Source organism: Candidatus Kurthia intestinigallinarum (genome assembly GCF_003991225.1).
GTDB lineage: Bacteria > Bacillota > Bacilli > Bacillales_A > Planococcaceae > Kurthia > Kurthia populi.
On sequence record NZ_JTFC01000031.1, the window covers coordinates 621,285 to 647,459 of the forward strand.

The 26,175-nt window shown below is 37.3% G+C and carries 24 protein-coding genes; all 24 read right to left on the bottom strand.

Going from position 1 to position 26,175, the window contains the following annotated elements:
* Positions 1–162: 162 nt before the first annotated feature.
* On the bottom strand, positions 163–5,493 hold the full coding sequence (locus QI30_RS11645; protein WP_126990876.1) for a hypothetical protein: 5,331 nt from the start codon (positions 5,491–5,493) through the stop codon (positions 163–165).
* Between the two features lie 133 nt (positions 5,494–5,626).
* Positions 5,627–5,992 carry a flagellar protein FliT gene (locus QI30_RS11650; protein ID WP_126990877.1) on the bottom strand — a complete coding sequence of 122 codons (366 nt, stop codon included), beginning with the start codon at positions 5,990–5,992 and terminating at the stop codon, positions 5,627–5,629.
* On the bottom strand, positions 5,992–6,390 hold the full coding sequence (fliS, locus tag QI30_RS11655; protein WP_126990878.1) for a flagellar export chaperone FliS: 399 nt from the start codon (positions 6,388–6,390) through the stop codon (positions 5,992–5,994). The genes QI30_RS11650 and fliS overlap by 1 nt, the downstream gene beginning before the upstream one ends.
* Before the next feature lie 27 nt (positions 6,391–6,417).
* On the bottom strand, positions 6,418–8,289 hold the full coding sequence (gene fliD, locus QI30_RS11660; RefSeq protein WP_126990879.1) for a flagellar filament capping protein FliD: 1,872 nt from the start codon (positions 8,287–8,289) through the stop codon (positions 6,418–6,420).
* 15 nt (positions 8,290–8,304) lie between these two features.
* Positions 8,305–8,679: a flagellar protein FlaG gene (locus QI30_RS11665; protein WP_126990880.1), complete on the bottom strand. Its 375-nt coding sequence runs from the start codon at positions 8,677–8,679 to the stop codon at positions 8,305–8,307.
* Positions 8,680–8,685: 6 nt separating this feature from the next.
* Positions 8,686–10,272 (bottom strand): aldolase catalytic domain-containing protein, encoded by a 1,587-nt coding sequence (locus QI30_RS11670; RefSeq protein ID WP_126990881.1) that lies wholly within the window; start codon positions 10,270–10,272, stop codon positions 8,686–8,688.
* A 15-nt stretch (positions 10,273–10,287) separates the two neighbouring features.
* Positions 10,288–11,007, bottom strand: a complete 720-nt coding sequence (locus QI30_RS11675) for a 3-deoxy-manno-octulosonate cytidylyltransferase (RefSeq protein ID WP_126990882.1) — start codon at positions 11,005–11,007, stop codon at positions 10,288–10,290.
* A 12-nt stretch (positions 11,008–11,019) separates the two neighbouring features.
* Entirely contained in the window at positions 11,020–11,364 is a 345-nt protein-coding gene (locus QI30_RS11680) for a hypothetical protein (RefSeq protein WP_126990883.1), read from the bottom strand.
* Positions 11,357–13,093, bottom strand: a complete 1,737-nt coding sequence (locus QI30_RS11685; protein WP_126990884.1) for a motility associated factor glycosyltransferase family protein — start codon at positions 13,091–13,093, stop codon at positions 11,357–11,359. The genes QI30_RS11680 and QI30_RS11685 overlap by 8 nt, the downstream gene beginning before the upstream one ends.
* 123 nt (positions 13,094–13,216) lie before the next feature.
* Positions 13,217–14,296 carry a flagellin Hag gene (hag, locus tag QI30_RS11690; RefSeq protein ID WP_126990885.1) on the bottom strand — a complete coding sequence of 360 codons (1,080 nt, stop codon included), beginning with the start codon at positions 14,294–14,296 and terminating at the stop codon, positions 13,217–13,219.
* Between the two features lie 119 nt (positions 14,297–14,415).
* Positions 14,416–15,228, bottom strand: coding sequence for a flagellin (locus QI30_RS11695; RefSeq protein WP_126990886.1), 813 nt, complete (start codon positions 15,226–15,228; stop codon positions 14,416–14,418).
* 192 nt (positions 15,229–15,420) lie between these two features.
* A complete protein-coding gene (gene csrA, locus QI30_RS11700) occupies positions 15,421–15,636 on the bottom strand; it encodes a carbon storage regulator CsrA (RefSeq protein ID WP_126990887.1) in 216 nt (71 codons plus the stop codon).
* Entirely contained in the window at positions 15,637–16,083 is a 447-nt protein-coding gene (fliW, locus tag QI30_RS11705) for a flagellar assembly protein FliW (protein ID WP_126990888.1), read from the bottom strand.
* A gap of 3 nt (positions 16,084–16,086) precedes the next feature.
* Entirely contained in the window at positions 16,087–16,647 is a 561-nt protein-coding gene (locus QI30_RS11710) for a DUF6470 family protein (protein ID WP_126990889.1), read from the bottom strand.
* Between the two features lie 45 nt (positions 16,648–16,692).
* Positions 16,693–17,652 (bottom strand): flagellar hook-associated protein FlgL, encoded by a 960-nt coding sequence (gene flgL, locus QI30_RS11715; protein ID WP_126990890.1) that lies wholly within the window; start codon positions 17,650–17,652, stop codon positions 16,693–16,695.
* A 14-nt stretch (positions 17,653–17,666) separates the two neighbouring features.
* Positions 17,667–19,562: a flagellar hook-associated protein FlgK gene (gene flgK, locus QI30_RS11720; RefSeq protein ID WP_126990891.1), complete on the bottom strand. Its 1,896-nt coding sequence runs from the start codon at positions 19,560–19,562 to the stop codon at positions 17,667–17,669.
* A gap of 138 nt (positions 19,563–19,700) precedes the next feature.
* Positions 19,701–20,198 (bottom strand): flagellar protein FlgN, encoded by a 498-nt coding sequence (locus QI30_RS11725; protein WP_126990892.1) that lies wholly within the window; start codon positions 20,196–20,198, stop codon positions 19,701–19,703.
* Between the two features lie 12 nt (positions 20,199–20,210).
* Positions 20,211–20,474 carry a flagellar biosynthesis anti-sigma factor FlgM gene (flgM, locus tag QI30_RS11730; protein ID WP_126990893.1) on the bottom strand — a complete coding sequence of 88 codons (264 nt, stop codon included), beginning with the start codon at positions 20,472–20,474 and terminating at the stop codon, positions 20,211–20,213.
* A 168-nt stretch (positions 20,475–20,642) separates the two neighbouring features.
* Positions 20,643–21,059 carry a TIGR03826 family flagellar region protein gene (locus QI30_RS11735; RefSeq protein ID WP_020189182.1) on the bottom strand — a complete coding sequence of 139 codons (417 nt, stop codon included), beginning with the start codon at positions 21,057–21,059 and terminating at the stop codon, positions 20,643–20,645.
* 18 nt (positions 21,060–21,077) lie between these two features.
* Positions 21,078–21,677, bottom strand: coding sequence for a ComF family protein (locus tag QI30_RS11740; protein ID WP_199754671.1), 600 nt, complete (start codon positions 21,675–21,677; stop codon positions 21,078–21,080).
* Positions 21,678–23,018, bottom strand: coding sequence for a DEAD/DEAH box helicase (locus QI30_RS11745; RefSeq protein ID WP_126990894.1), 1,341 nt, complete (start codon positions 23,016–23,018; stop codon positions 21,678–21,680). It lies immediately after the preceding gene.
* A gap of 191 nt (positions 23,019–23,209) precedes the next feature.
* Positions 23,210–24,055 (bottom strand): DegV family protein, encoded by an 846-nt coding sequence (locus tag QI30_RS11750; protein ID WP_126990895.1) that lies wholly within the window; start codon positions 24,053–24,055, stop codon positions 23,210–23,212.
* 187 nt (positions 24,056–24,242) lie between these two features.
* Positions 24,243–24,917, bottom strand: coding sequence for a response regulator (locus QI30_RS11755; RefSeq protein ID WP_020189178.1), 675 nt, complete (start codon positions 24,915–24,917; stop codon positions 24,243–24,245).
* Between the two features lie 34 nt (positions 24,918–24,951).
* The gene (locus QI30_RS11760) at positions 24,952–26,103 is read right to left on the bottom strand and encodes a sensor histidine kinase (RefSeq protein WP_126990896.1); all 1,152 of its coding nucleotides are present in this window, start codon (positions 26,101–26,103) and stop codon (positions 24,952–24,954) included.
* Positions 26,104–26,175 lie beyond the last annotated feature (72 nt).

Below are 26,175 nucleotides of genomic sequence, written 5' to 3' on the forward strand. Positions count from 1 at the left end.
TCATCAATTCATTAAATTTATAGTCCCTTTTTCATACCCTTTATTATACCCTTTATAACATATGAATTAAATAACATAAAACTTTCTGTTCGTTTTTTGTCATTTATAACTAATAAAATATATTAAAAAAACAGTTCCACAAAAAATGGAACTGCCTTTTCTTTATTTAGGGAAAACCTCTTTGAAGTTTTTCAATTGGTTTTTCATATCAAATACCTTGTAGTAATAATGGTAGCGTGTTTGCGCCTTCGTATCCGCTGCGTTTAATGGTTTTAACGAAACACCATTAATTTTAACCATTTTATTTAGGCCGTTACGGATGTTCGCCATGTCGATGGCGTCTTTTAAATAGTCTTTTTTATTACTCGCTTGATTTTCATCTAAATATAGCACCAATTCTTCTAGCATGATAATCATTTCGTATGGATTATACGTGCTCAGTTTATTAGGCGAATTCGATTTATTTTTAAAGGATCTTGGTGCCTCACCTTTGAAATCATACTTATACTGCACCTTATCTACTTTTTTATAATACTTCGTAAGCATTTTGCGATTTTTCACATATTCTTGCTGTTGCTTCGTTAAAGCATCATACGCTTTTTGTGCTTTTACAAATTGTTTGAAAAATGAGCTACCTTCTTTGACTGAATCAATCACCTTATCTACTGCCTCAGCTTGTGCAATATTGTACTCATCAGATAAATATTCTTTATTCGGTAGGTTCGTATTATCAAAAATTGTCTTAGCATCGCCTTTTAACGCTTTATGCAGCTTCAACGTTTCAGATAAAATCGCTGCCTGCTCATCCTTTAGCGCTGTTAATTCTTTCGTGCTATCAAAGGGTGGTAATTTATAAAGATTTTCTCGAATCGCTATCAGTGGCAAGAATTCATTATAACGTGCCAGTACTTTACTATCTAACCATGCTTTTTGATAATCTGATAATTTATTATACATCGCCACTACTTTTGAAATATCATCTTTAATATCGTCTAAATTGACACCAATTGGATTGCCAACAGCTAATGTTGATTTCGAACTTAGCGCCGCTACTGCCTTTTCAAATTCTTGTACATTGGCAGCAGTGGCTGGCGTTAATACGTCGCCACTTAGCTTTGTCCCACTATACAGCTTCTCAAAATAACGTTTTTGCTCCATCATCTTATCTGCACTGCGTAAATACCAGCGCGCATTGTTCGATAAGCCATCATAGGCGAATACTAATGCCTTTAATGCCTCTGCATATTTTTTTGCCTCTTTATCTACAAGCGGTGGGCGTGGGTCTGACGGATCATCGCCGTAAGGAATGTCCGTATATTGCGTCACAAACTTCGCATATAAATCTTCCATCTTCTGTGCTTCATCGATATATTTCTTTTGATTCACATAAAACGGTAAGATTATTAATGATTTTTCAAAATCAGTTGTTGCTGTTGTTGCTGTTGTTTCTAAATTTTTCACCATCGTTTTTTGAACATTCCCAAGCTTGCCGTACGCGGTCACTGCATTTTTCAAATCTTCCATTTCAGCTAATGTGTACGGTGTACCGATAATCGCACCAGTCGGCTTAGCAGGCGCCACAACCGTTAAAACATCATTTGCCACACCTAAAGCAAACACTTTATCCTGTGGCACAGTTTGTTGATTTAATCGTTCTGCCTTCAACGTATACGTAACCTTTTTCTTCGTCACCGCAGAAGTCGTTACCGTACGTTCAATCACTGCGACATCATTGGCATCACGCAGTGTTGGCACAGAAAAATCAAGTAACAATACAAACTGCTCATATTTCTTCATAATGTCATCTGCGACCACACTTTGAACGTAATCCGATAAACGATTATAGCGATTATAGACGCTTTGTACCGTTTCTGTTGCGCCGCCTGTGTTCATAATTTTGCTATCAACGGATAAGTCTTTAACGGCTTTTTCAAAGTTCGCTAAATCTTGAATCTCCGTTTTATATTTCTCCTTTAAGGCTTCGATGTCATCTGCATGCTTCACGAATGCTTTCGTTGCCGGCTCCGCTTCATCATACGCCTTAATCAATTCCATTACTTTTTCTAAATAATCCTTGCTGCTCGGCTTTAATGCCTCATACATCTTATCAATTTTTGATGCTTCATCTAAAAATGCTGCACTCGCTAAGAAGGATGTATCACGCATAACCTCGCGCTCCTGTTGCTTGTCTGGCAAATAGCAAGACGTTGTTGTTTCACTATCTGTACGATGCTTACTTGATGCAATAATCCCTTTTTGCTCCGTATCGAGTGTGTTGTATGCTTTTAACACCTTCAATAAATCCGCATGGGATAAATCCACATATAAGTAGTCATACGATAAAATATCGTCTGTGCTACACCAGTATTTATAGAAATGCTGATAGCGCGCGACATCCTGGATTTGAATTAGCACCATTAATTTATTGTACTCTGTCATTTTTCCCTTTGGCACAAACGCTTGAATGATCTCTGATTTTTGAACATTTTTCTCATAATAATCTTTTAAATCATTCACTTCGCCAATATTGCTTGCGCCCGTGATTTTATCGATTTCTGCAATAAATGCGAGTGCTGCCTCGTATTCTTTTTTATACGTCGTTTCAATCGCTTTTAAATCTTCTGCCGCCGCCACATATTTACGCACGGTTGGCGAAGCATTGATAAACGTCGTATACAGTTTAATCATATCTACTTGGTAGGTAGCCGAAGATGGCTTTAATTTTTGATAAGCCTTATCGATTTCTGTAGCTGTTTTGATTTCATCCACTTTCCCAAGCACTTTCGCCTGTGGTGTTTCAGCGCCTCCTACTGGTTTGAATGAATTCATCACTGCATTTTTCGGTCCAACCGACATCTTATCGTAAATTTTAATGGCGTCCTGAATATTTTTAATATCCTGTGTTGTCGGATGCTCAATATCAGTTGCCGCTAGTAAATTTACAACCTCATACGCCTCTACATAGGATTCGTACTTCTTCATGACCGATTTTTCGATAATACTTTGGGTGCTCGTATCATGCTCAATCATCGTATGATAATAATCCACCGCCGTAATGACCGGTGTCGCCCCATTTGTCGCTGTATCAACCGCACTCTTCGTATTTAACTTACCTACTAACTCTGTAAATTTATTCGCGATTGCCTGTGGATAATTGCCCGATGTTTTGGACACAAGCCCATTAAACCAATGCAAGCGCTCCTGGTTAATAACATACTTCTTCACTTTTGGTGAGGCAGATTTGTATTGGTTGTACACTTTTTTCACATCTGCAGCGAACGACTTACTTCCCGTATCCAATTTCAAAATCGCCGCATCAATTTTAATCGCATTCGCTACAAGCGTATATTCCGTTCCCCATATACGGGCGATTGGCGTCTTTTCATTATCATTTCGATTCGCTTGATCCATGATAACTGCTTTATCGACAAGTAGACGCTGTGGCTCAGTTAACGCATTGTATGCCTTACCAAACGCCACAATACGCTCCTCATCACCTGTATTGTATTTGAAATCCTTCTCTTCTACCTTCAACTCTGCTGTACCTGGTTGATATGGCTTCTTCACTAATTCATCCGATAACGTTTGCCCCTCACGAATCAGCTGTGGCATCGTCATATACAGCTCATAATCCTTCACAAGCTCTTTTGGCAGCATATCCATAGCTGCTGGCTTACCAGGATTTGCGGCCTTTTTCGCCTCAAGTGCCTTATATGCGCTTCGCAGTGCTTCAAGCGCTGCATCAACATCCGCCGCCGTTATAATATTTTTTTTATTATCAATTTTTAATTCATTCGGTTTATTCGCATCAGGCACTGTAATTGTCGCAGTTTTCCCCTGATTCAGTAACGCCACTTGCTCTTTAAATTTATTAATATCCGCAATCTGGTCCTTATACGTTTCTTGAACAGACGCCATCTCTTTGCCGAAAATCGTATATTTCTTCACTTCAGGTAATGCCTTACCAAACGCCACAGAAGAATCGATTAAGGCTTGTAAATCATTTTTATCGACAGCCTTCGTATACGTTTTATCGAGCTTTTCAGCATCTTTAATTTGCTGCTCCTCTGGGAAGAAGCTGCGGTTTTTTAAAATCTTCGTCTCATTCGCCTCATTACTAAACTCATACGGTACGGTCCCCGCTGGATACGTCATCGCAATATTGCCTGTATTTAACGCATCGACAAATTTCTTCTGATCATCACCTAATTTATCGTATAGCTTCTGTGCCTCGACGATGGTTGTACGATGCTTCTCAAGCTGAATATTCTTTTGGTCCGCTACCGCTACATTCGCCGCCGTGCTCCAATCAATCGAATCAGATGCCTCCGCACGGTTTAGCGCACGTAATACTTCCGGCACAGCTTTATAAGCCTCATACAGCTTCACAAAATCCTTATTCAGATATTTTGATAGTTGGATGCCATTATCCGGCTTCGTAGACGCGGTATACGCATCCTCTGCTGCTTTGATTGTAGCAATTGTGACATTCGGTGTATCTTCTAATACTTCAAGCGCTTGATTATAGGCCGTGAGCTTCGCATGCGTATCGCGATACTTTTCGTAAATGATATCCATTGCCTCGACATAATACGGATCGATATAGCGCTGTGTGAATTCACTACCGATTGTTTCTTTCGGATACAGCACACTAAAATCATGATAGGCCATCATTAATTCAAATGATTTACTATCAAAGTTTTTATTCGTCGGATTTAACGCCTCATATAATTTCGCCAGTTCCACTGATTGATTGATTTTGTCTTCATCTTTTAAATACTCGTTGATTTTCGCAATTTCGTCAGCATCAAATAAGCTTTTTTGGAAATCATCCATTTTTTTATAGTCCGCTAAAAATGCCTGTAATTGCTTTGCTGCCAATGTTTTATTCGACGTATACGTTTTATCTAAATCGCCAAACGCATCTAAAATCATGCCATCCTTGCTAATCTTTACGACAATCGACTCGCCATCTGGATCCGTTGTAATTGTCGATAATAAGTTAACAACATTTTTATACGATGCTTTCGCCTGTACGGGTGCCGCATACTTTTCAAGCTTCTTCACCGTCGCCGCAGGAACCGCCGCCTTTGTAATCTTAGTAAGGCCATCATATGTTTTCTGAGCCTTCGCTGCCTGTGTCACATAGTTTTTCGTCGTAATCGAATTGACCTGTGCTTTCAGCGTCGTAATCTTTTTCTCTAGTGGCGCAATTTTCGCTAAATGCTTTTTCAGCGTACTGTAATTGCTGACAAGCTTTTTATCCGTTGTTGATAACTTTTTATACGCATTATTCGCCGCACGCGTTTTCGCAATATAATTCGTCTTTTTTGAATTAATCGCTTTAATTTTATTAATAACCGCCTTCGCCTTTTTCGTTGGCTTCTTCGTTGCCGCCTCTGCTACCTGACCACCATCTGGAAAAGCCGCTGTTAACCAACCCGGTACAGTCAGTGCCATCGCAAGACTCGTCGTTAAAATTTTCTTATGCACCCGAAAATCATTCCTTTCATCCTAAATCCCTAAGTATTCGTTACTTTCTATACCTTTTGTATCGGTAGAAAGTGGAAGAACTAAAGGGAGAGAATGAAAAAGAGACACTAGCCTATTCGCTAATGTCTCTTCTTTATTTACGTTTATCGTAATAAGTGCCGTCACGATTGTAAAAGGCACTATAGGGATCATGATATTGTTTCTCTGATTTTTTTGATGCTTGAAGCTGTTTCATATCATTCGCAATATCTCGTTTAAAGCTTTGCAGACGCTCAACAATTCCTTTATCAAGCGCTCGTAGCTGCGCCTCGTATTCGTGGCCAATGATTGGATTGACAGGCAATGCCTGAAGCTGATCAATCGTTTGCCCACGCGCATCAAGTAATTTATTCACGTATGAAATATACTCATCACGTTTATCCTCTTTATCCTCAGGCTCCTTCTCTAAAAAAGAGTAGAGTTTTTCAGATAATAGCAGAAGCTGCTTCATCAAATCCATTACACTTGATTCCCTGTATATTGGCGTTGACGATTCATTTGGATGACTTCCTTCCACGTGTCTCGGAATTCGATTGTTAAATTTTCTACCTCATCAAGAATTGCACTATCGCTATTAATATTAGCCTGCGTTAATTGATGATACATGTAGTCATATAAATCAAACATATTTTTTGAAACAGGTACGTCCATATTTAACGTAGACATTAATTCATTCAAAATGGCCTGCGCCTTTTGAATATATTTATTACGCGCTTCAATATTTTTTACTTCAATTGCTTTTTTTGCTTGGTGGATGAATTTAATACATCCATTGTAAAGCATTAATGTCAGTTCACCCGGGGACGCGGTTGTAACACTATTTTTTTTGTATGCATTATATGCATTTTGTACTGACAAACGAAACAACTCCTTTTAAATACTTAATTACTGTGCAAAGATAGATGATTGACTATTGGCTTTTTGAATCGCCGTCTCCATTGCAGAGAACTGCTTCCAGTAACGCTCCTCGATATCTTTTAGGCGATCTTTCCAATCATCAATTTTTGATGTTAAATCTGAAATAGTTCTGCCTAAAGAATATGATTTTTCTGATGTAGAAGTCGCTTTTCCTGCGCTAACCTCTATATTTTTAACTGCATTTTGTGCAGCAGTACGTAGTTTAGAAACAATACCCTCTTCACCAGTTGAAGTATCGCCCGTAAAAATTCTCGTTACCGCATCGGGATCTTTTTCTAAAGCTTTACGTAGTTTATCTTCATCAACCTCTAATTTCCCATTATCTGTATATGCTTTAGATGTTGTAATACCTAGACTTGCTAACGTATCACCTGTTTTCCCACCATATTGCGATAATGCCGTTCGCATTGAAGAAAGCGCACTATTAATATTGCTATCTCCTTTTAATAAACCCGCTTTTGCTTTTTCTTCCCATTTTGTAATTTCTGCATCCGTCATTTCAGCTTTTTGTGCATCAGTTAACGGGCTATAATCCACATTTCTTTTTTCACTTGTTTTTGTATTTAAATCTTTAATTAAACCATTATAAGTATCAATAAATTCTTTAACTTTATCAATTGTTTTATCAACATCTGAAGAAGAAGTAATGTTAATGCTTGAACCTGCATCAATTGCTTTCGTTATTTCTAATTTATACCCTGCTACATTATACGTATTAGATGATTGCTCAATTGTCATACCATTTACAGTTAATGAACCATTTTTTGCACCTGTAGTTGCAAATGCACCTGTATTAGAACCTTCATTTGAGAAGAAGCCTAACTTTTTAAATACACCCTGATTATCTTCTGTAACACCCATGACTTTCCCGTCAATACCGGCACCTGCTGTATTAGATGTTAGAGAAATTTTGTTGCCGGACATAACAGCTGTAACACCTGCACCAGATGAATTGATTTTAGTCAGTAAAGACTCTACCGTATCAGTTTCTTTAAACGTAATTTCTTTTTCGATAAAGTCTGTTCCTGTTTCATTTAACCCAACTAATTTAAATGTGCCATTTGTTAACCCTAGCTCAGAAAGCTTTGATGTCGACTTAAGATTAGATGATGAAATTTCAGTAGTAACTAAAGTTTGTGAACTAACTGCTTGCCCAATTGAATCCTTAGTTAATTTGCCATCAGATTCTAAAGAAAAACCCAACTTATTAGCAAATGTTTTAGAATAGGAAGCATCGCTTACTTTAATATCAGCTCTAATAACTAGCTGACCTTTTTCTACTTGTGCATTAGCACCTGCTGAATTTAATTTAGATACTAATGAATCGACTGTATCATCTTTAGAATATTCAACAACTTTATCTTCTCCATTAATAGAAAATGCAAACTTCCCTGCTGTTGACGCAATACCAAAATCAGCTAATTTTTGAGTAGATGAATATGTGTTCGCTAATGTATTTTGCACAGTTCCAGATGTAGCTAGTGTTGCTGATGTAATTTCTAACTTTCCTGCCGCAGAAGATGTAGCCGTAGCTGTTACTTTATCACTACCTGTATTAGCAACTGTTTTCGTATTCCAGCTGCTTTGTTTACCATAGCTATCAAAAATACCTTGTTGGAAGGTTGTCAACGATGTATTGACTTCACGATAAGCATCGCGTTTCCATTCATATTTTTGCTTTTGTTGCTGAAGTTTCTCCATTTGAGAGCTTTCAGCCTTCATTAATTTTTCCATAATCGAATCGATATCCATACCTGATACGAGACCACCGATTTTATTTTTATATTGTAAGTAAGAATAAGCTGCTTGAGAGCTTGCAGTACCATTTACTGTTGCCATTATTGTTCCTCCTCACTATGCTTGTGTATCAAAAATTTTCCCAGCTAGTTTTTGCATTTCATAATAAGCATCTAATAAAGCTTTAGGTGGTATTTCTTTTACAACCTCTTGTGTTTGAGCATCTACTACTTCGACATAATAACGCTCTAAATCGCCGTGAAAAATAAATTTAGAATTTCTCTGTGTATGTTCCATAAATTCATTCAACTTATTAACAGCTGTTTGATAAGCTTGTTCAGTTGGATTACCCTTTTCATCAGTCATTTCAGAAATATCCACTTTAGACTTATGAATATCATTTGATTTTTGATTAATTTTATTTATTGATATTCCATTAGAATGATTTGAAATATTTTTTTGAAATTCAATTTCAGTTGTTCCTAACTTCATAACTACTTACCTTCCTTCTGTATAAGCTAATTTACTTGAATGTTTGTTATATATAGATTCTGTAATCCAGTCAATATCCATACAGTCCAAATATTTATCTAAAACCTTTATAACTCCACTATTGATTCTCGATTTTTTCAATTCAGACATTGGCAAATTATCTTCAGAATCCACATAATCTTGTGTATGACCATAACCATCGAAACCTGCTAACAATATATGACGTATACCAACATTTTTTAAAAACTCTAACAACATTAGCATCGCATTGTCTGACACATGATCTACTAAATTTAAAAGACTATTATAATCAACTATATATTTATTATCGGAAGTTATCTGTAAATTAGAAGTTACAATACATGGAATATTTTCTTTAAGTAATATTTTTTCTGCTCTTTTTGCATTACTAATAAATAGCCAATCAATTTTTATATTTTTAGGTATAAAATTAACACTAATTACAACAGTATCCTTAGTAATATATTTTTTAATCTCTTCTTCATTTGTTTCAATTGTTTTTCCAGAAGCTAATACTAAAATTTCTTTACTTTTGAATATCTCTCTGAAATTAATTAAAATACACTCATCATCTATAACGCTCTTTTGAAAATCATTATATAAATTTTCAATATATAATTTATCAAATTTTTGAGAACGCTCTAAACTAATAGAAGATAGAATTTCTTCCATATTTTTTATAGTTAAAGTATTTTTATCATTTAAGTATGTTGCATAATTTGGATGGCAATTATAAAGTGCGGATAAATAGTGTGGCAACGAATATCCCCAGTAATTCTTACTATACTCAATAGAAGTTGTTTCATCTATTATTTTCAAGAGTGGATAGATATTGTAATCTGTATCATAAGTTTCGTTTAAAAACTTTACAAATAGTTCTGTATTTAGATTTCCAGCACCTCTTCCCATCCCTTGTATAGAAGAATCTATAATAATATCTCTTTTTTTACTTTCTTCAACCAAACTTTGTGCATTAGAAAACGCTAGTTGCAAATTATTATGTGCATGATAACCTATTTTAATGTTTGGAAATAAATTATTTTCTAATAAATAATAAAGTCTAAGTAAATCATTTCGATTCATAACACCAAAACTATCTACTATATATAAAGCCTCGGGTGTAATTCGATTCACCTCTTGAATCAACCCTAAAAGTTCCATATCTGTATAATTAATAGTTGCCATCGGCTGTATAAACACTTTATAGCCTTTTTTCTTCACTGCTTCTGCATATATTACTGCATTTTGCCATTCTTCTTTTTTAAAAACGACTCTTATACCATCTAATGTGTTACTATCACATGAAGGAATTTTAGAAATATCAAATTCACCATAGTTAATCATGCCAACATATAATGTATCGGATTTTTTTTGAGATCTTATATTTACAAATCCTGGATAAATAGTGCTATTTTTATCTAACTTAGCTTTATCTTTAATATATCCGCATTCAATAATATCAACATTCGCCTTTTCTAAATTTATCATGATATTTTTTATATTTTTCTCTCCAAAGAACCAATTATTAATATATCCGCCATCTCGTAAAGTGCAATCTAATATTTGAATCATTTTTATCTACCTCATTTACTTCATTAATGTCCTTACGATTTCTAAATCTTTCTCTGTATCAACTGATAAAACATCACATTCTACATCAATCATTGAAACATTATATCCATTTTCTAAATAGCGAATTAAATCATTATCCTCGATTGATTCTATAACTCCTCTTTTAGTCGTATTATAAAAATCTAACGCCCGTTTATTTAAGACTGTAATACCTACATATTTTTTATATTCAAAGTTTAAATTCCCCTTTGGATAAGGTATCGGACTTCGCGAAATGTATAAACAATTTCCTTTTTCATTAGTTACAATTTTTAAATTTGTAAAATCAATCACTTCAGGAGAATTTTTTATTGTTGTCATTGCATTAACAACACAAATTTCTGAATTATTCACTGTATTTGGAATTAATTCTTTCATTGTATTAGGAAGAATTAATGGTTCATCTCCATTAATACACATATAATAATCTGCCTGTTCATTAATAGAAACTTCGTGAATACGATCTAATGGGGTTTTATGTGTATCTAATGTTTTAACAACTTGCATATTTAATTTATTACAAACTTCTATAATTCGATCATCGTCTGTCGCAACAATCACTTTAGAAAACTCTATTACTTTCATCGCATTTTGATATACCCACCAAATCATAGGCTTACCATTTATATCTGCTAATGGTTTTCCTTTAAATCTACTTGAATTATATCTTGCAGGAATTACACAAATAATATTCATTACTATCAATCCTTAATTTTTATTTAACACAGCAAATTCTTCAACAAACTCATACTCTAATATATCTGCAGCATCATCATAGTTTCTTTCAGCCAGCTTCCCATTAAAATCAGCCCAAATTTGAAGAATTTTAACGATATCTAGAGGAAACTCTATATTTTCAACCAAACTAAAATTTTTCACTCGAATAATCCAGTTTAATCCTTCTAACAAGTTATTTATATTATCAACAGCTATTTCTATATTATTATTTCGTAAATATTCACCAATTTTTTCACATCCATTTGGTATTTGAACACTATATTTAATTAAATTTTTTTCTAGTTCTTCCCATGTTAATTCTATTTCTTTAGACATTTTTCTCAGACCCCTCTTCTAAAATCTCTTTAATATATTCACTAAATTCTTTAGAGATTTTTAAATAAACTTCCAGCATAGCAATATTTTTATGATAAATATGGATTTGTACTTCTAAATCTGTATCTCCTTTTTTTGACAGATAAGATTCATGTAATTGCCAATCTACAGTTTGTTTCACCTTCCAAATAGGAACTTGTAAGAATAGCTCATTGATTGTTTTAATAAAAATTGAAAGCTCTTCATTATTTTGTAATAAATCCTCTAAAATCAAATTTTCGTTTTGTAATAACTCATTGTCTTTATTTAAATTTTCAAGCTTCCCTTCAATTAAAGATGTAATTTCTTCATAAATTATGATCTCTTTAGATAAATTTTCAAAAGGTACATAAGTAGATTTTCCTTCTTGAGTACTTGCTAACAAACGTTCTTTTTGAAACTCATATTTTTCTTCTACATTACTAGACAAGAAATTCAAAAAGCTAGTTTGTTTCATACCTTGAATTCTTGCGCCACCTTCTGTACAGTTAAATACTCTCCCAGGATTTTCAACCATTCGAATTTGTTTCTCAAAGCTTTCCTTCATTGCGTTCATTGTTAAACTAGTTAATACTTCTTCATCGTTGTATCCTTCAACATAAAAATACTGATTTTTTACAATTTCTTCCTCTGTTAATTCATGAAAATCCTTATTCGTATTTGCATGTGTGGCATTATTTGTAAAAGCTAAGTCTTGTCCAATAAAAGCAATCGGTCCTTTTGTCATTAAAGAAGCAATGGTAAAGGCAAAATTAGCACAGGAAGTTCCCATATTTAACCCCATCATCGATAAACGTAAGCTTTTTTTTGCATACTCCTCTAAAGCTTGCGATTCATGAGTAAAGAAGGCAAACCCTTTTTTATTAAACGATTTTCTAATTTTAAAATGTGTTTCCATCGAATAAATTAAACTACTACTAATATTTTTTAATTTTTCGTAGTGTTGTTCATAATGACTAAGTCGACCATCTACAGAAACTACGAAATCTGGAACAATATTAGCCTGCAACACAGAATTAATTGTAGAGCCAGAAACAATAGTCAGTACGCATTTCTCATACTTTTTCAATAAAATTAATTGTTTTGCTAGTGAAGGTCCCCCTGATATAACAACTACTGGAATATGCGTTTCAAATTCTAAATCATACAGTGTACCATCTGTAGGCAAGTTCATGATATTATGAATAATATTTTTTTGCCATTGTATACTAGTAGATGTCACCGTATATAAGCTATTAGAAAAATTTTGCATTCTTTTTTTTAATATATTTAAAAACTTCGTATATTCACTTGCAAATAAAGTATCATAATTCTTCGTACAAATAACTTTGACGCGATTATGTGTTTGATGTAAATAAAAATCAATGACAGACTCAAGAACATTCATATCATTCATTGAATAAATGTACTGTTTACACCCGGTTACAGTGTCTCGAATTTCATCTAGCAATGGATCAATAATTAATAATTGTCCGCCATTAACATCTTCGTTTATAATTTTCTGAAGCATTTTTTCTGATAAATAACCTACACCATATCCAAAAACAATATGTGTATAATAATCTGATAATTCTTTTTCAATAATACGTTCTGCTTCTTTATTTGGATTTATCTTACTTTCAATATATATATCATTAATTTTCAATATTTTTTGTTGATTTTTAGCATATTCATATGAAATATCGTACATCTTTATTCACCTCTATCACTATTATCGGTAGTAGAGTTTAAAAATAAATAACTTACATTTATCTATTTTAAATAAAAAATGCAACCCCATAGTGAGGTTGCATTTTTATAAATTGATTTTTGATTATTGTAATAAAGAAAGAACACCTTGTGGCTGTTGGTTAGCTTGAGCAAGCATTGATTGTGCAGCTTGAGTTAAGATGTTATTTTTAGTGAATTCCATCATTTCTTTCGCCATATCAGTATCACGAATACGAGATTCTGCTGCTGTTAAGTTTTCTGATGAAGCACCTAAGTTATTAATTGTGTGCTCTAAACGGTTTTGTACTGCACCTAAGTTAGAACGTGTTGCTGATACAGCGTTAATTGCTGCATCAATAGTTGTAATTGCTGATTCTGAGTTTGCTTGTGTTTTAATATCAATACCTTTAGCAAATTCGTCGTTCGCATTACCAACGCCAAGCGTTTTAGCATCCATTTTACCAACTTCTAGGTTCATTGTTTGACCTTGGTTAGCTCCAATATGGAATGTTAATTTACCATCTGTAACAGTTGAGGCTACTCCAACAACACCTTGTACTCCCGCTACTGATGTTACGCCTGCTACTGCCGCTACTGACGGGCTTGCTGCTACTCCTGGTGTTTTAACTGTTGAATTAGCAGCACCTGTATATACTGTTGCTACTGATGCTACTGCTGTTGCTGATGCTACTGCTGTTACGCCTGCTACTGATTTCACTTCAGCTACTGATGTTACTGCTGCTTTAGTTTGAGAAGCGCCTTCTAAGTTACCATTTAATAATTTTTTCGTATTGAATTCAGTTGTGTTTGAAATACGGTTGATTTCTTTTGCTAACTGATCCACTTCTGATTGTAATTTTAAACGGTCATCTGCTGTATTTGTATCGTTGGCAGATTGTACTGCTAATTCACGCATACGTTGTAGGATTGAGTGTGTTTCGTTAAGAGCACCCTCTGCAGTTTGGATTAATGAAATAGAGTCACTAGCATTTTTAGAAGCCATGTCTAAACCAGAAATTTGGCCGCGCATTTTTTCTGAAATTGCTAGACCTGCAGCATCATCACCTGCACGGTTAATTTGGTAACCTGAAGATAATTTTTCTAAGTTTTTAGAAGCTGCTGCATTGTTCATGCCTAAGTTACGGTGTGTGTTTAAAGCTGCGATATTGTGTTGAATTCTCATTGTGAGATTCCTCCTTGAATGTTTTAATTTCCACGTCCCTGTGGAGTTGCTTAGCAAGTGTCTTGCTTCACACTATATATATCGTGAATGATTTAAAATGTTTAACCCTTTTTTTAAATTTATTTCAAAAGATTTAAAACTTCACTGCCCTTTTGATTTCCTTGACTTAAAGCTGACTGCATTGTATCACGTAAAATTTGATTTTTTGTAAGTCCCATCATTTCGAATGCCATATTGGCATCTCGAATAATTGAATTAGCTGATGACGTATTATCACTCGTAATCGAATTATTATTTACAGTATGACCTAGACGGTTTTGCTGTGCGCCTAACCTAGAGCGCTGCGCTGATATCTTTTCAGTTGCATTATCCAGTGCTGTAATCGCTGCTTCTGAGTTGGCTTGCGTTTTAATATCAACAGTTGCTAACTGCAAATTAGTTGTCGATACTTCCTCTAATACAATACTAGTCGTCTGACTTTCATTTGCACCAAAATGAATTTGTAAATTAGTTGTTGTGCCATCAAATAGCTTCATCGTATTAAATTCAGTATCTCGCCCAATACGATCAATTTCTTCAAATAATTGCTCTAGCTCTTTTTGCAATTGCTGACGGTCATCTGCTGTATTTGTATCATTCGCAGCCTGTACCGCTAGTTCGCGCCTTCTATTTAACATACTATGAACTTCTGCGAGTGCCCACTCAGCGGTCTGTATAAGCGAGATGCCGTCTTGCGCATTTTTATTTGCTCTATCTAGGCCTGAAATTTGAGCCCGCATTTTCTCTGAGATTGATAGTCCAGCCGCATCATCACCTGCTCGCTTAATACGCAGGCTAGTTGATAATTTTTCGGTATTTTTAAACACACCTTTATTCGCCATTCCTAGCTGACGCGTCGTATTTAATGCTGAAATGTTATGACGTATATTCATTCGTATTCCTCCCTTCCTGTCATTGTTACTTTTATCGGAGAACTTTTATATGTGTAAATTTAGAATATTTTCTTTTTAATAGGATATTTATTCGATTTTTTCTATATTCATTTTTAGTGATTTTCGCAGTAGTTCTTTTTACCCTCAAAAAAACACCTCCCACAAATCTGTGAAAGGCGTTTCCTCTTAGCTTTATTCCCAGCCATCTAGAACACTTAAGTCACTCGCCTCAAGTGCCGCTTCATTTTCCTGCTGGATAGCTTCATATACTTCTCGTCGATAAATTTTCAGTGCGCGTGGTGCCTCGATGCCAATTTTGACTTGATCACCATCGACTGATACGATTTTCACTTGAATGTCTTCACCGAGCATCACCGTTTCACCAGGCTTACGCGTCAATACTAACATCTACTTTACACTTCCTTCTGCTGCCTTCTTTATTGGATAGCGTAGTAATTTTTCATCCTCTGTTGGTAGAACAAGCTGCTTCGCTAATTTTGTTTTTTCATTTATTACAACGGGTGCTAATAAATTAATCGTTGATTCCACCAGTGTATCCTTTAACGTCAGGATAGCATAGACAAATACGTCCTCTGGCTGCTCGATTTCAAGCTGTACGACATCGTCCTGTGGTAAATCAAATGAATAATCTGCTTTAAAGGCATACGGTGTTGCGACCATAAAGCCGACCTTTTCCGTTTTCACAGATTGTAGCACTAAAAATGGTGATGTTTCATTTAATGGAATGAGCGCAAACTGCGTTTCATCGTGAAAGCCCGGAATGCCCTCTGGAAATGTAATAATTGCTTCTTCCTTTACATCTACTGCACCTAAAAATTTCGTTTGAATATTCATCGCCTAATCTCCCTTAATTACCGTTGTCTCAACAGATGCACGCTGCACCGTCGTACCCGTTACATTTCCTGGTGTAAATTGACCACTTACATCCCCTATTCTAACATCAAAGCGTGGCTTTTGCGGTGTAATATTGATGTCTAAACGGCCTGGCACATACGTTGTTTTCACTGAATTGACGGATGGAATCCATTTGATACCAAGGCTCGGCTGCGGTGGTTGTGCAATATTTTCTGCAATGGCCTGTAGTTGATTTTGACCGCCTGAAATTTGCATCATTTGATTTCCCTCACGTGCTCGTCTTGCTGTGCCCGCCGCAGCGTCTTGCAGTCCCTTTTGTGCAGCCTGGTCCCCTGCTTCCATTGGTGTCAGTAAACCCATATCACGCCATGCCTGTGATTGGTCAATTAATAGCTTCGCCGCCTTTGAGCTCATTTCAAGAATAGCTGCTGGCTGCTCAATGTTCACCTGTGCATTCGTTGTATGCATGCGCAGTCGCGGCTGCGTTGAATGAATTTCTACCTTTTGATCCGTCGTTCGAATGTCCACACGATCTAATTTCATATTTCCTCACCTCTTAAAAAACGCCCGCAACCGCGAGCGTTAAAATTAACGAATGAAATCAACTAATGTTTGCTGAATAATACGACCACCAACAGACAATGCTGCACGGTGAATAGATTCTTGTGTAATCATATTCGTGATTGCTTCCTCGTATTCTACATCTTCAACGTTTGATTGTTGTTTCGTCAGTACTTCTTTTTGTATCGCCAAGCGGTCTGACATCATGTCAACGCGGTTTTGTTTAGCGCCTGCTTCAGCACGTTTACTTAATAATAAATCAATGGAACCTTGAATCGTTTCAAATGCTTTATCTGTTGGAGAATTTGTGCCACCTAGAATGCTACCAATGTCAGCACCACTTGTTACACCATTTGTTCCCGCTAGAGCCGCTTCAATTTTATCGAATACAATATCTAATTTGCCAAACATATTAATTGCACCCGTTGTATTCACATCAAGTGTAATATCATTATAAATTTCTACATTAAATGAACTTTCAAACCCGCTTGTATTTGGTGCAGCATTCGTTGCCTTTGGATTCACAATAGAATTGCCAGCCGCATCTTTTGTATATAATGGTTCACTTGTACGAGTCCCACTAAAAATATATTCGTCTCCAATTTTTGTGTTAGCAATATCGTAAACTTCTTCGCGAATTTGTTTAATTTCTAGTAACATTTTTTCTCGGTCAACGGTTTGATTCGTATCATTAGCTGCTTGTGTAATTAATTCTTGTACACGTGTCATCGCACTTCCTAAGGAACCTAGGGCTGTATCTGTTGTGTCGAGCCATTTTGAAGCAGTATCTAGATTTGTATCATACTGTGCATTTTGCGCTAGTTGCGTACGATACCCCATTGCTCTCGTCACACCTACCGGATCATCTGATGGACGTAACAGCTTAGACCCTGTTGAAAGTTGCTCTTGCCATTGTCCCATTTTATTATAGCTATTACTCAAGTTACGAAGCATCGTACTTGAAAGCATTGATTGTGTTACACGCATTTACTTTCTCCTCCTTATAAACCTACTCGTCCCATACCATTAATCACCTTATCTAAAATTTCATCAATAGCCGTCATCATACGTGCTGATGCATTATATGCTTGCTGGAACATAATCATATTCGTCATTTCTTCATCAAGTGAGACGGAACTAATCGAATCACGATTATTTGAGATAGTTAATTGTAGTGTCCCAGAATTGTAAGCCATCTTAGTTGCTTTTTCACCTTCTGTACCAACATCTGCAACCATTTTCGAATAAAAACCACCTGCTGAAGTATTTCCTAATCCAGCAATTGTTGTAGTTTTTAGATTAGAAAGTTTCAATGCAATATTGCCGTTTCCTTCTTCTTGCGCAGCATCTGAAGCTGCAATATTATTAAAGTCTTTCATCAAATCACTTACTTTGATATTAGCAGCATTAATTATTGGGCTACCATCTGTTGTATCAAAGAACGCACTTGCTGGCGTTGCACTTTCTAAAGCATAGCCACTTGTGTGTATGGCATTAAATTCTTTCGCAAATTCGCCTGCTAATTTATCCAGCTCCGCTAATTTGTCGTAGAAAAATCCTTTCGTTACGAGTGGCGCTGAACTATTTGTTTGCGTCGTATAGCCATATGACGTCGCGTAAGACGCTAGTTTTCCTTTATCCATCGACATCGTGTTGAACGTAATTCCGTCTGACGTACTTTGCCCTGTCGCAAACTTTACAGCGGTAATATTTTCTGACCCGTCAATTGTAGGTGTTACCGTTGTTGTGGCACCTGTAGTTGGGTCCGTCACCGTAATAACACCTGTAGCTGGATTGATTGTACCTGGTGTTGATGGATCTAATTGATATTTTCCAGTAGCGGCATCTTTTGTCACAATAAAATTCGTTGTCCCATTACTTAATGTAGCTGCTCCCGTTGTCGCATCTATCGCAACCGTTCCTGCTACAGAAGTAGAAGATGTACGTGAAACTTGAATACCTGAAAATGGTGTAAACGTATCATCATTTCCAACAGCTGTACCGCCAACACCGTTACCATTTGCATCAACAGCTTGTCCTGTCATTAATTCGACACGAGATGCAACAGATTTTCCATATAAATCTTTACCATTTTGCTGCGTGCCCGTTTTATCTGAACCAACAAGCATTGTCTTACTACCATCTGCCTCTACAAAATAAACATTCAATGCGCCTTCTGCATCAGAGCCTGCAAGACCACCAGAGTATGTGCTTTCTGTTGTAATTGGCAAATAGCTTGATAATTCATCTAATAATAAATCACGTGCATCATAAATATCATTTGGAATGTAGCCATTAGGCTCGACCTGCTTAATTTGATTATTTAGTGCCGAAATTTGTTCTAGAATCGAATTGACCTTATCAACAGTATTAATTGTTTCTGCCTTTAAATTTTGCTGTACTTGCGTCATTTGCTTATTCATATAGTTAAATGAAGAAGCTAAATGAGAGCCTTTCGTATAAACAACCTGACGTGCCGCTGAATCTTTAGGTGTATTTGCCAACGTTTGTAACGCTGTATAGAACTCATCAAATGCCGCATTTAGCCCATATGTTGATGGTTCTGACATAATGTCTTCCATTTGACTAATCGCATCTGTACGCTGTGACCAGTAGCCTAAATTATTCGTCTCCTGACGGTACTGCTTATCAACAAACTCATTACGCACACGTGTAATGGACTGGCTTGTCACCCCTGTTCCTAAGTGTCCTGCAAGCATTGGTGCATTCATCCCTACACCTGGGAAGCCATGTGTTGCTTCTAGGTTTACGCGCTGGCGTGTGTAGCCGACGGTATTGGCGTTTGAAATATTATGCCCGACTGTGTAAAGGGCTGTTTGCTGTGCGGTTAGGCCACGTTTATTTGTTTCAAGGCCCATAAATGTTGAAATTGCCATGTTTCATCCTCCTAAAAAAGTGTTTCGCTACGTTTATGTTCTGTATTTTTCATCGGCATCGGATGCGAGATTTCAAGTGTAAAATTATTTTTGGCGCATAAAAAAAGGCCTCTCCGCTTCTCGGTGAGGCAACATTTTCTATGCTTGTGAATTAAAGCGGCCAATTGTCGATGCATTACTGCGGCGACCTTGTGATTCGCCGTAGTTAAAGTTATCCTGCTGTGGGCGCATCATATCGACGGTCATATTAATAACCTGCAGTGAATTGAATAATAATTTTTGATTCAATTCATTCGTTTTTTGTAAATGCTCAACCGTCTGCAATAGCTCGTCACGTGTTTGTTGTAACTGCATCTTCTCCTGTGTCGTCGGCACAAGTGCAATCAGCTGTTCAATGGTCGGCTGCGTCCCGGGCGCTAGTTGTTGCCCATTAAAATAACGTAGCACCGCTTGCTGGCGTTGTCCCTCTAGCTGAGAGATAGCAGAAATATGCGATTGCTCGTCATTGATCATTTTCTTAATGCCTTCCATATCCCCGTTCGTAATCAGCTCGGTTTTATGGTCTGCGAGCTTCACTAAACTTTTATGCATGACATTTAGTTTTGCCATAATCGTATTGATTTGTTCGATAGACATTTGATTTCCTCGCTATCTACGGAAGTGATTTAATAAATCTTTTGCAAGCTTCTCTGAATCAATTTTGTACGTGCCGTTTTGAATTTGTGATTTCAACTCTGATAAACGGTCCGCGCGCTCACTTTCATACGATTTTACGCCTTGTAAATCTTTCGCTTGCGACGAAATCTCAAGTTGATCCTGAAAAGATAGACTCGATTTTTTCACTTCATTCGTTTTTACTTGTTGATTTTTATATGGATTCACTGCATTAACACCGTATCCTTGAACTTTCATAACTAGAACCTCCTTTATCATTCTTCACTATCTTTACCCATTATTTCGGATGTGGGGAGGGTATGTTAAGTGATTTTCCGATAAAAGAGTTGATGTTACTATACAATGCATGATTACGTAGTACTATTTTCTGTTACAAATTCAAAAACTATTAAAATAGTGCTAGGTCTAGCGTGTCCGTTTTTCTGATAGGTACGTACCGCGCTCATTTTTTTCAATTGACTCGCGGAATTCCTTACTCGCCTCAAATTGATTCAAATCTCGTTGCAATTTATTTGTGCAATTATCGCATAATTTCCCTGTCGTCGTTAAATGACCACAATTATCACATGGATAGCCTAGGTTCGGGAATAGCGCTGTCTGCAAGCGTCCGCGACGTACCCATCCATATAATAATTCCTCTGTGCAGCCCGTTGCTTCCACAATTCGCTCAACCGTTGCCGCACGATTTTCACGACGACGTAAAAAGCGATACACTTCTTCGTATTTCTTTTCCTCTTCCGCCGCGCAGTTTGCACATACTTCACGAATTCCGTTGTAGTTAAATAGTTGTCCACATGTTGGACAGCTCTTAATTTCGCCCATGTTGTCATAGGCCCCCTTTCACTTTCTCGCTGAAATGAACACGAGCACCTCTATATGCGTAAAACCATCTCGCTTTAAAACTTCATGCGCATGGCGTATCGTCGTTCCTGTCGTCACAATATCATCAACAAGAACAAGATGCGTGTCTTTCCTTAATTGTATAGCATTTCTTGTGAACAAAGTAGCACTATTTTCACGTTCTACCCGTGACTTCTGACTTTGTGTGTCCGTCGTCGTTTTTTCTAATAAATGCGTATAGCGCACACCTGCCGCTTCTAATAGCACATCCATATGTGCAAATGTACGCGCCCGCTTTTTTGCAGGGTGCATCGGAATTGGCACTATCACGGCCTTTTTATAGTGACTACATAGCTTTTTTATTTCATCGGCAAAAACATGCGCAATAATAGCGTCCTGTGAAAATTTGAGACGATGTAACCAGTCCCTCATCGCCTCATTATAGACATAAATTGTGCGAATGCCCTCGTAAGCCTGCTCACTTACGCGTTCAAACTTCGCCATACAGCTAGCGCAGGTCGTCCACTTTTGCCGGCGACTAAATAACCCTGTCCACGTCTCGATCTTTTCAACCACACGATCACATAGTAAGCAGCGCATTTAGTTCACCTCCGCATTGAGGCGTAAAATTTCACGTTTTGCCGCATCCATCTCGCGCGTCACCCCGTGATGGAAAAATACAATATCCCCCGTCGGCTCATGCTGCGCTCGGCCAACGCGCCCACTAATTTGAATAAGGGCACTCGCTGTAAAAATCGCCGACTCTGCACCGATAACTGCGACCTGAACACGTGGAATCGTAATGCCGCGCTCTAAAATGGTCGTCGTTAGGAGCCCGGCGACCTCGCCATTTCGCAGTGCCAGAACCTTCTCCTTGCGCTCCGCATCTTCAGCATAGACAGCCGGCACTGAAAATAAATGCGCTGCCTGTTTCATGAGCGCAATCGTTGGGAAGAATAGCAAATAAGGTTGGCCCTTGTCTTCACAGTTCTTAATCCAGCGTGCGATTTTTTTTGGTAAACGATTCATCTGTAGCTGCTTGTCATAAAACCATAGGGACGCAAAGCGAGGCACTGGCAAGTCAGCCCCGTGAAAGCGTCTTGGAATAAATGAATAGGCTCCAGTCTTTTGAAACTGCGCCTGCATATTTATAGATGGGGTCGCTGTCACAAGCATCGTGACACCGTCCTGTTTTCTTGCCTTCACAACCGCCTGCTGCAGCGCGACGTCAAATGTATACGGAAAGGCATCTGCCTCGTCGACAAAAATAATGTCAAAGGCATCTTCAAAGCGAAAAAGCTGATGCGTCGTCGCCACAATAAATGGTGAATAGCTCGTAGCTAACGGGGCACCGCCATAAAGCGCCTGTACAGTAACATCTGGGAAAACTTGCTGAAAGCGCGGCGCAAGCTCGAGCACAACATCTGTACGCGGCGTTGCGACACAGACGCGCCAGTTCATCGAAAGTGCTATTTCAATCGCCGCAAATAAAATCTCGGTTTTGCCGGCACCGCATACGGCATGTACTAGATGCGAGCGCTTTGCCCTCACACTATCGATAAGCTCCTGTGACACACGTGCCTGCGCCGCTGTAAACTGTCCCTGCCACTGTAGCTTTGGCTTTACATCTGTCGTAGCTGTAGCGCCAATCCAGCGTACAAGTGTATCACAAGACGCGAGCCTGCCCATTTGAATGCAATTCCGGCAGTAGACGCAGATTTTATCACATTTTGCGCAATAATAGCGAATATAGGTGTCAAAAGATGCACAACGACAGCGACGGCAGCTCGGCTTTCCTTTTAAAAACTCAATGGCTTGAACATCGTCAATTAATTGTCGCTCTTTTGCTTTTGCGATTACGGATTCATCAAATGGTAGCTTTCCTGCTGGCCAAATACGCCCGCTTAAAAACTGCTGTAGCCGCGCTAACTCGTCATTCATTGGACATCCCTCATTTGTCATTTTTGTCCATTTTAGCGATTTTTGCGCAAAAAAAAAGCATCTCTAGTTAAAACTAGAAACGCCCCTTTGAGATATTGTTTAGTATTATAAATAGTTTAGCCGTTTATGCTTATATTGTCACTCATTTTTTACGAATTTCGCTAAAAAATTTATCAAAAATTAATTTTCGACTATTTTTTGGCAAACCAGCCCATCGCTAGCGCACCTTCACCAAGATGCGTTCCAACAACTGCGCCAAAATAAGATGGATAAAAATCAACTGTTGGGAATTCAGCGCGTAAATGATTTAGCCATTCATCACGCTCTTGCTCGCAATTTGCATGAATAACGGTTGCTTCAATGGCACCATATTTTGCTACATCTTCAGCTAACAGGTCTTCAATACGTTTTAATGCTTTTTTCTTCGTACGAATTTTTTCAAATGGTACGATGACTTTATCGCTGAAATGAAGAATTGGCTTCACTTGTAGTAAGCTACCAATTAAAGCTGAAGCTGCTGATAGACGACCACCACGTTGTAAATGAGATAAGTCATCTACTAAAATGAATTCTTTTTCGGTTTTCTTCATTTCTTCTAAGTGCTCTAAAATTTCTTTCGCTGAGGCACCTGTTTTCGCTAAACGCGCTGCATGAATCGCATACATACCTTGCATATAACAAGCGACCTCTGTATCGAAACCATATACTTTTACATGATCGACCATATCCGCGGCTGCAAGTGCACCCTGGTATGTGCCACTAATACCGCTTGAAAGATGAATTGTAACAATTTCATCATAGTCTTTTGCAAGCTCTTCAAATAAAGCGACAAATTTGCCGATTGGTGGCTGTGTAGATGTTGGTAATTTTTTTCCGCCACGAATTTTCTCATAAAACTCGTCTGCTGATAAATTTACTTCTTCTTCATAGGTTTCGCCGTTAATAACAACGCTTAGTGGCACCATATGAATATTATATTTTTCAAGCTCGTCCTTTGGAATATAGGCCGTGCTGTCTGTTACGATTGCAGTTGCCATTATTTCACTCCTCTACATATACTGTTCATTTTATAAAAATATATATGAAAAGGCAAATAACATATGACATTTATAACTTTTCAAATCTTTTTAACTATGTACTGATTAGCATATAAAAAGGAATCGCGCGAAGCACGATTCCTTTTCAAAGTAGGTTAACGCCTATTACCCACTGTTTGAAGTGGTATTAGCGTACTTCTACCCAACCGTTTTTAATCGCTGTTACAACAGCTTGTGTACGGTCATTTACATTCATTTTTTGAAGAATGCTTGAAACATGGTTTTTAACTGTTTTTTCTGAGATGTATAATGTTTCACCAATTGCACGGTTTGATTGGCCGTCTGTTAATAATTGCAGGACTTCACATTCACGTTTAGTTAATAAGTGGAATGGACGACGGATTTCCGTTTGGTGGAATGAGCCTTTATTTTCACGTTCGCTTAAGCGACGATATTCAGCTACAAGATTTTTTGTGATTTTAGGATGTAAGTATGAGCCGCCAGCTGCAACGATTTTAATTGCGTCTACGATTTCATCCGCATCCATTTCTTTTAGCATATAACCTAGTGCACCAGATTTTAATGCGTGAGATACGTATGATTCATCATCATGAATTGAAAGAATGATTACTTTCGCATCAGGATATTTTTCGATTAACTCTGAAGTTGCTTCCACACCATTTTTTTGCGGCATGTTAATGTCCATTAACACAACGTCTGGTTGGAATTCTTCATATAGAGGTAATGTATCGATACCATCATCACCTTCTGCTACTACTTCAAATGTATCTTCAAAATCTAAAATACGTTTTACGCCTTCACGGAATAATTGGTGATCGTCAATAATAATAATTTTTGTCATAATAAATTTCCTCCTCAAGTACCTCTACAAAAGGTTATGTTCCCTTTTTTATGGGGATTATAAACATAATTCTCGTACCTTGTCCGATTTCGGACTGTATATCCATAGTACCATCTAATAAATCTATGCGCTCTTTCATTCCAACGATACCGAATGAATTTTGTTTTGTTAGCGCCATATCAAACCCTGTACCATTATCCTTTATAGAAATATTAACATTTTCTTTAAGCCATTCAAAGTTCACACGAATTTCTTTTGCAGAGCCATGTTTAATGGCGTTATTCACGCTTTCTTGTACAAGTCTAAAAATGGCTGTTTCATAATTCATCGGCATACGACGATCTTCACCACGTGAGCTAAATTCAATATACGTTCCTTCATTATAATCTTGCACGGAATTTAAATATTTCTTCAGCGTCGGCACAATCCCTAAATCGTCTAGTGCCATTGGGCGTAAGTCATAAATAATGCGACGAACCTCATGTAGCGTATCGCGCACCATCCCTTTTAAATCACGTAGTTCTTGAATCGCACGCTCTACACCTTTTTCATCATATGAACGTGTGATTAAATCTGTGCGAAGTAACACATTCGCAAGCATTTGCGCCGGTCCATCATGTACCTCACGCGAAATACGCTTGCGCTCTTCCTCTTGCGCCTCGATTACTCGAATCGCAAAATCCTCTTTCATTTTTGCATTCTTAAGAGCAGGACCAACATCTTTTAAATCCTCGCTTAAGTAGTTCAGTACTACATTGACTTGGTTTACAAGCTGGTCGGCTTTTTCAATTGTATCAAGTAAGCCTCGCATATTTCTTTCTAAGTCATCCCGGCGTCCGCGTAACAATTTTTCTTCTGATTGAACAACAGACTGACGAATTTGAAATGTATTTGCTGCATTATACGCTTGGTGCACCTGTTCCTCAGAATAAATACGGAAGTTTTGAGAAACCTCCGCAAGTCTAGCTCTAGCTTGCTTTACCTGAACTTCTAGCATATCATTTTCTTGTATAATGTCCTGCAATTTGGTACGTACAATACCGAGCTCTAATTTCATTTCTTCAAAAGATTGACGCGATTGCTCGCTAATCGTGAAAATATCATTTTTAGACGTATCAATCGTTTCGACCATACTATTGAAAATCTTATCTAATACTTGAATGTCAATCTTATTTCCTTTAACCATACTAAATACTCCTCACAATGCATACTTTATAGAATAGCATGTATTTTGTAGTACTGACATCAAAAATCTAAA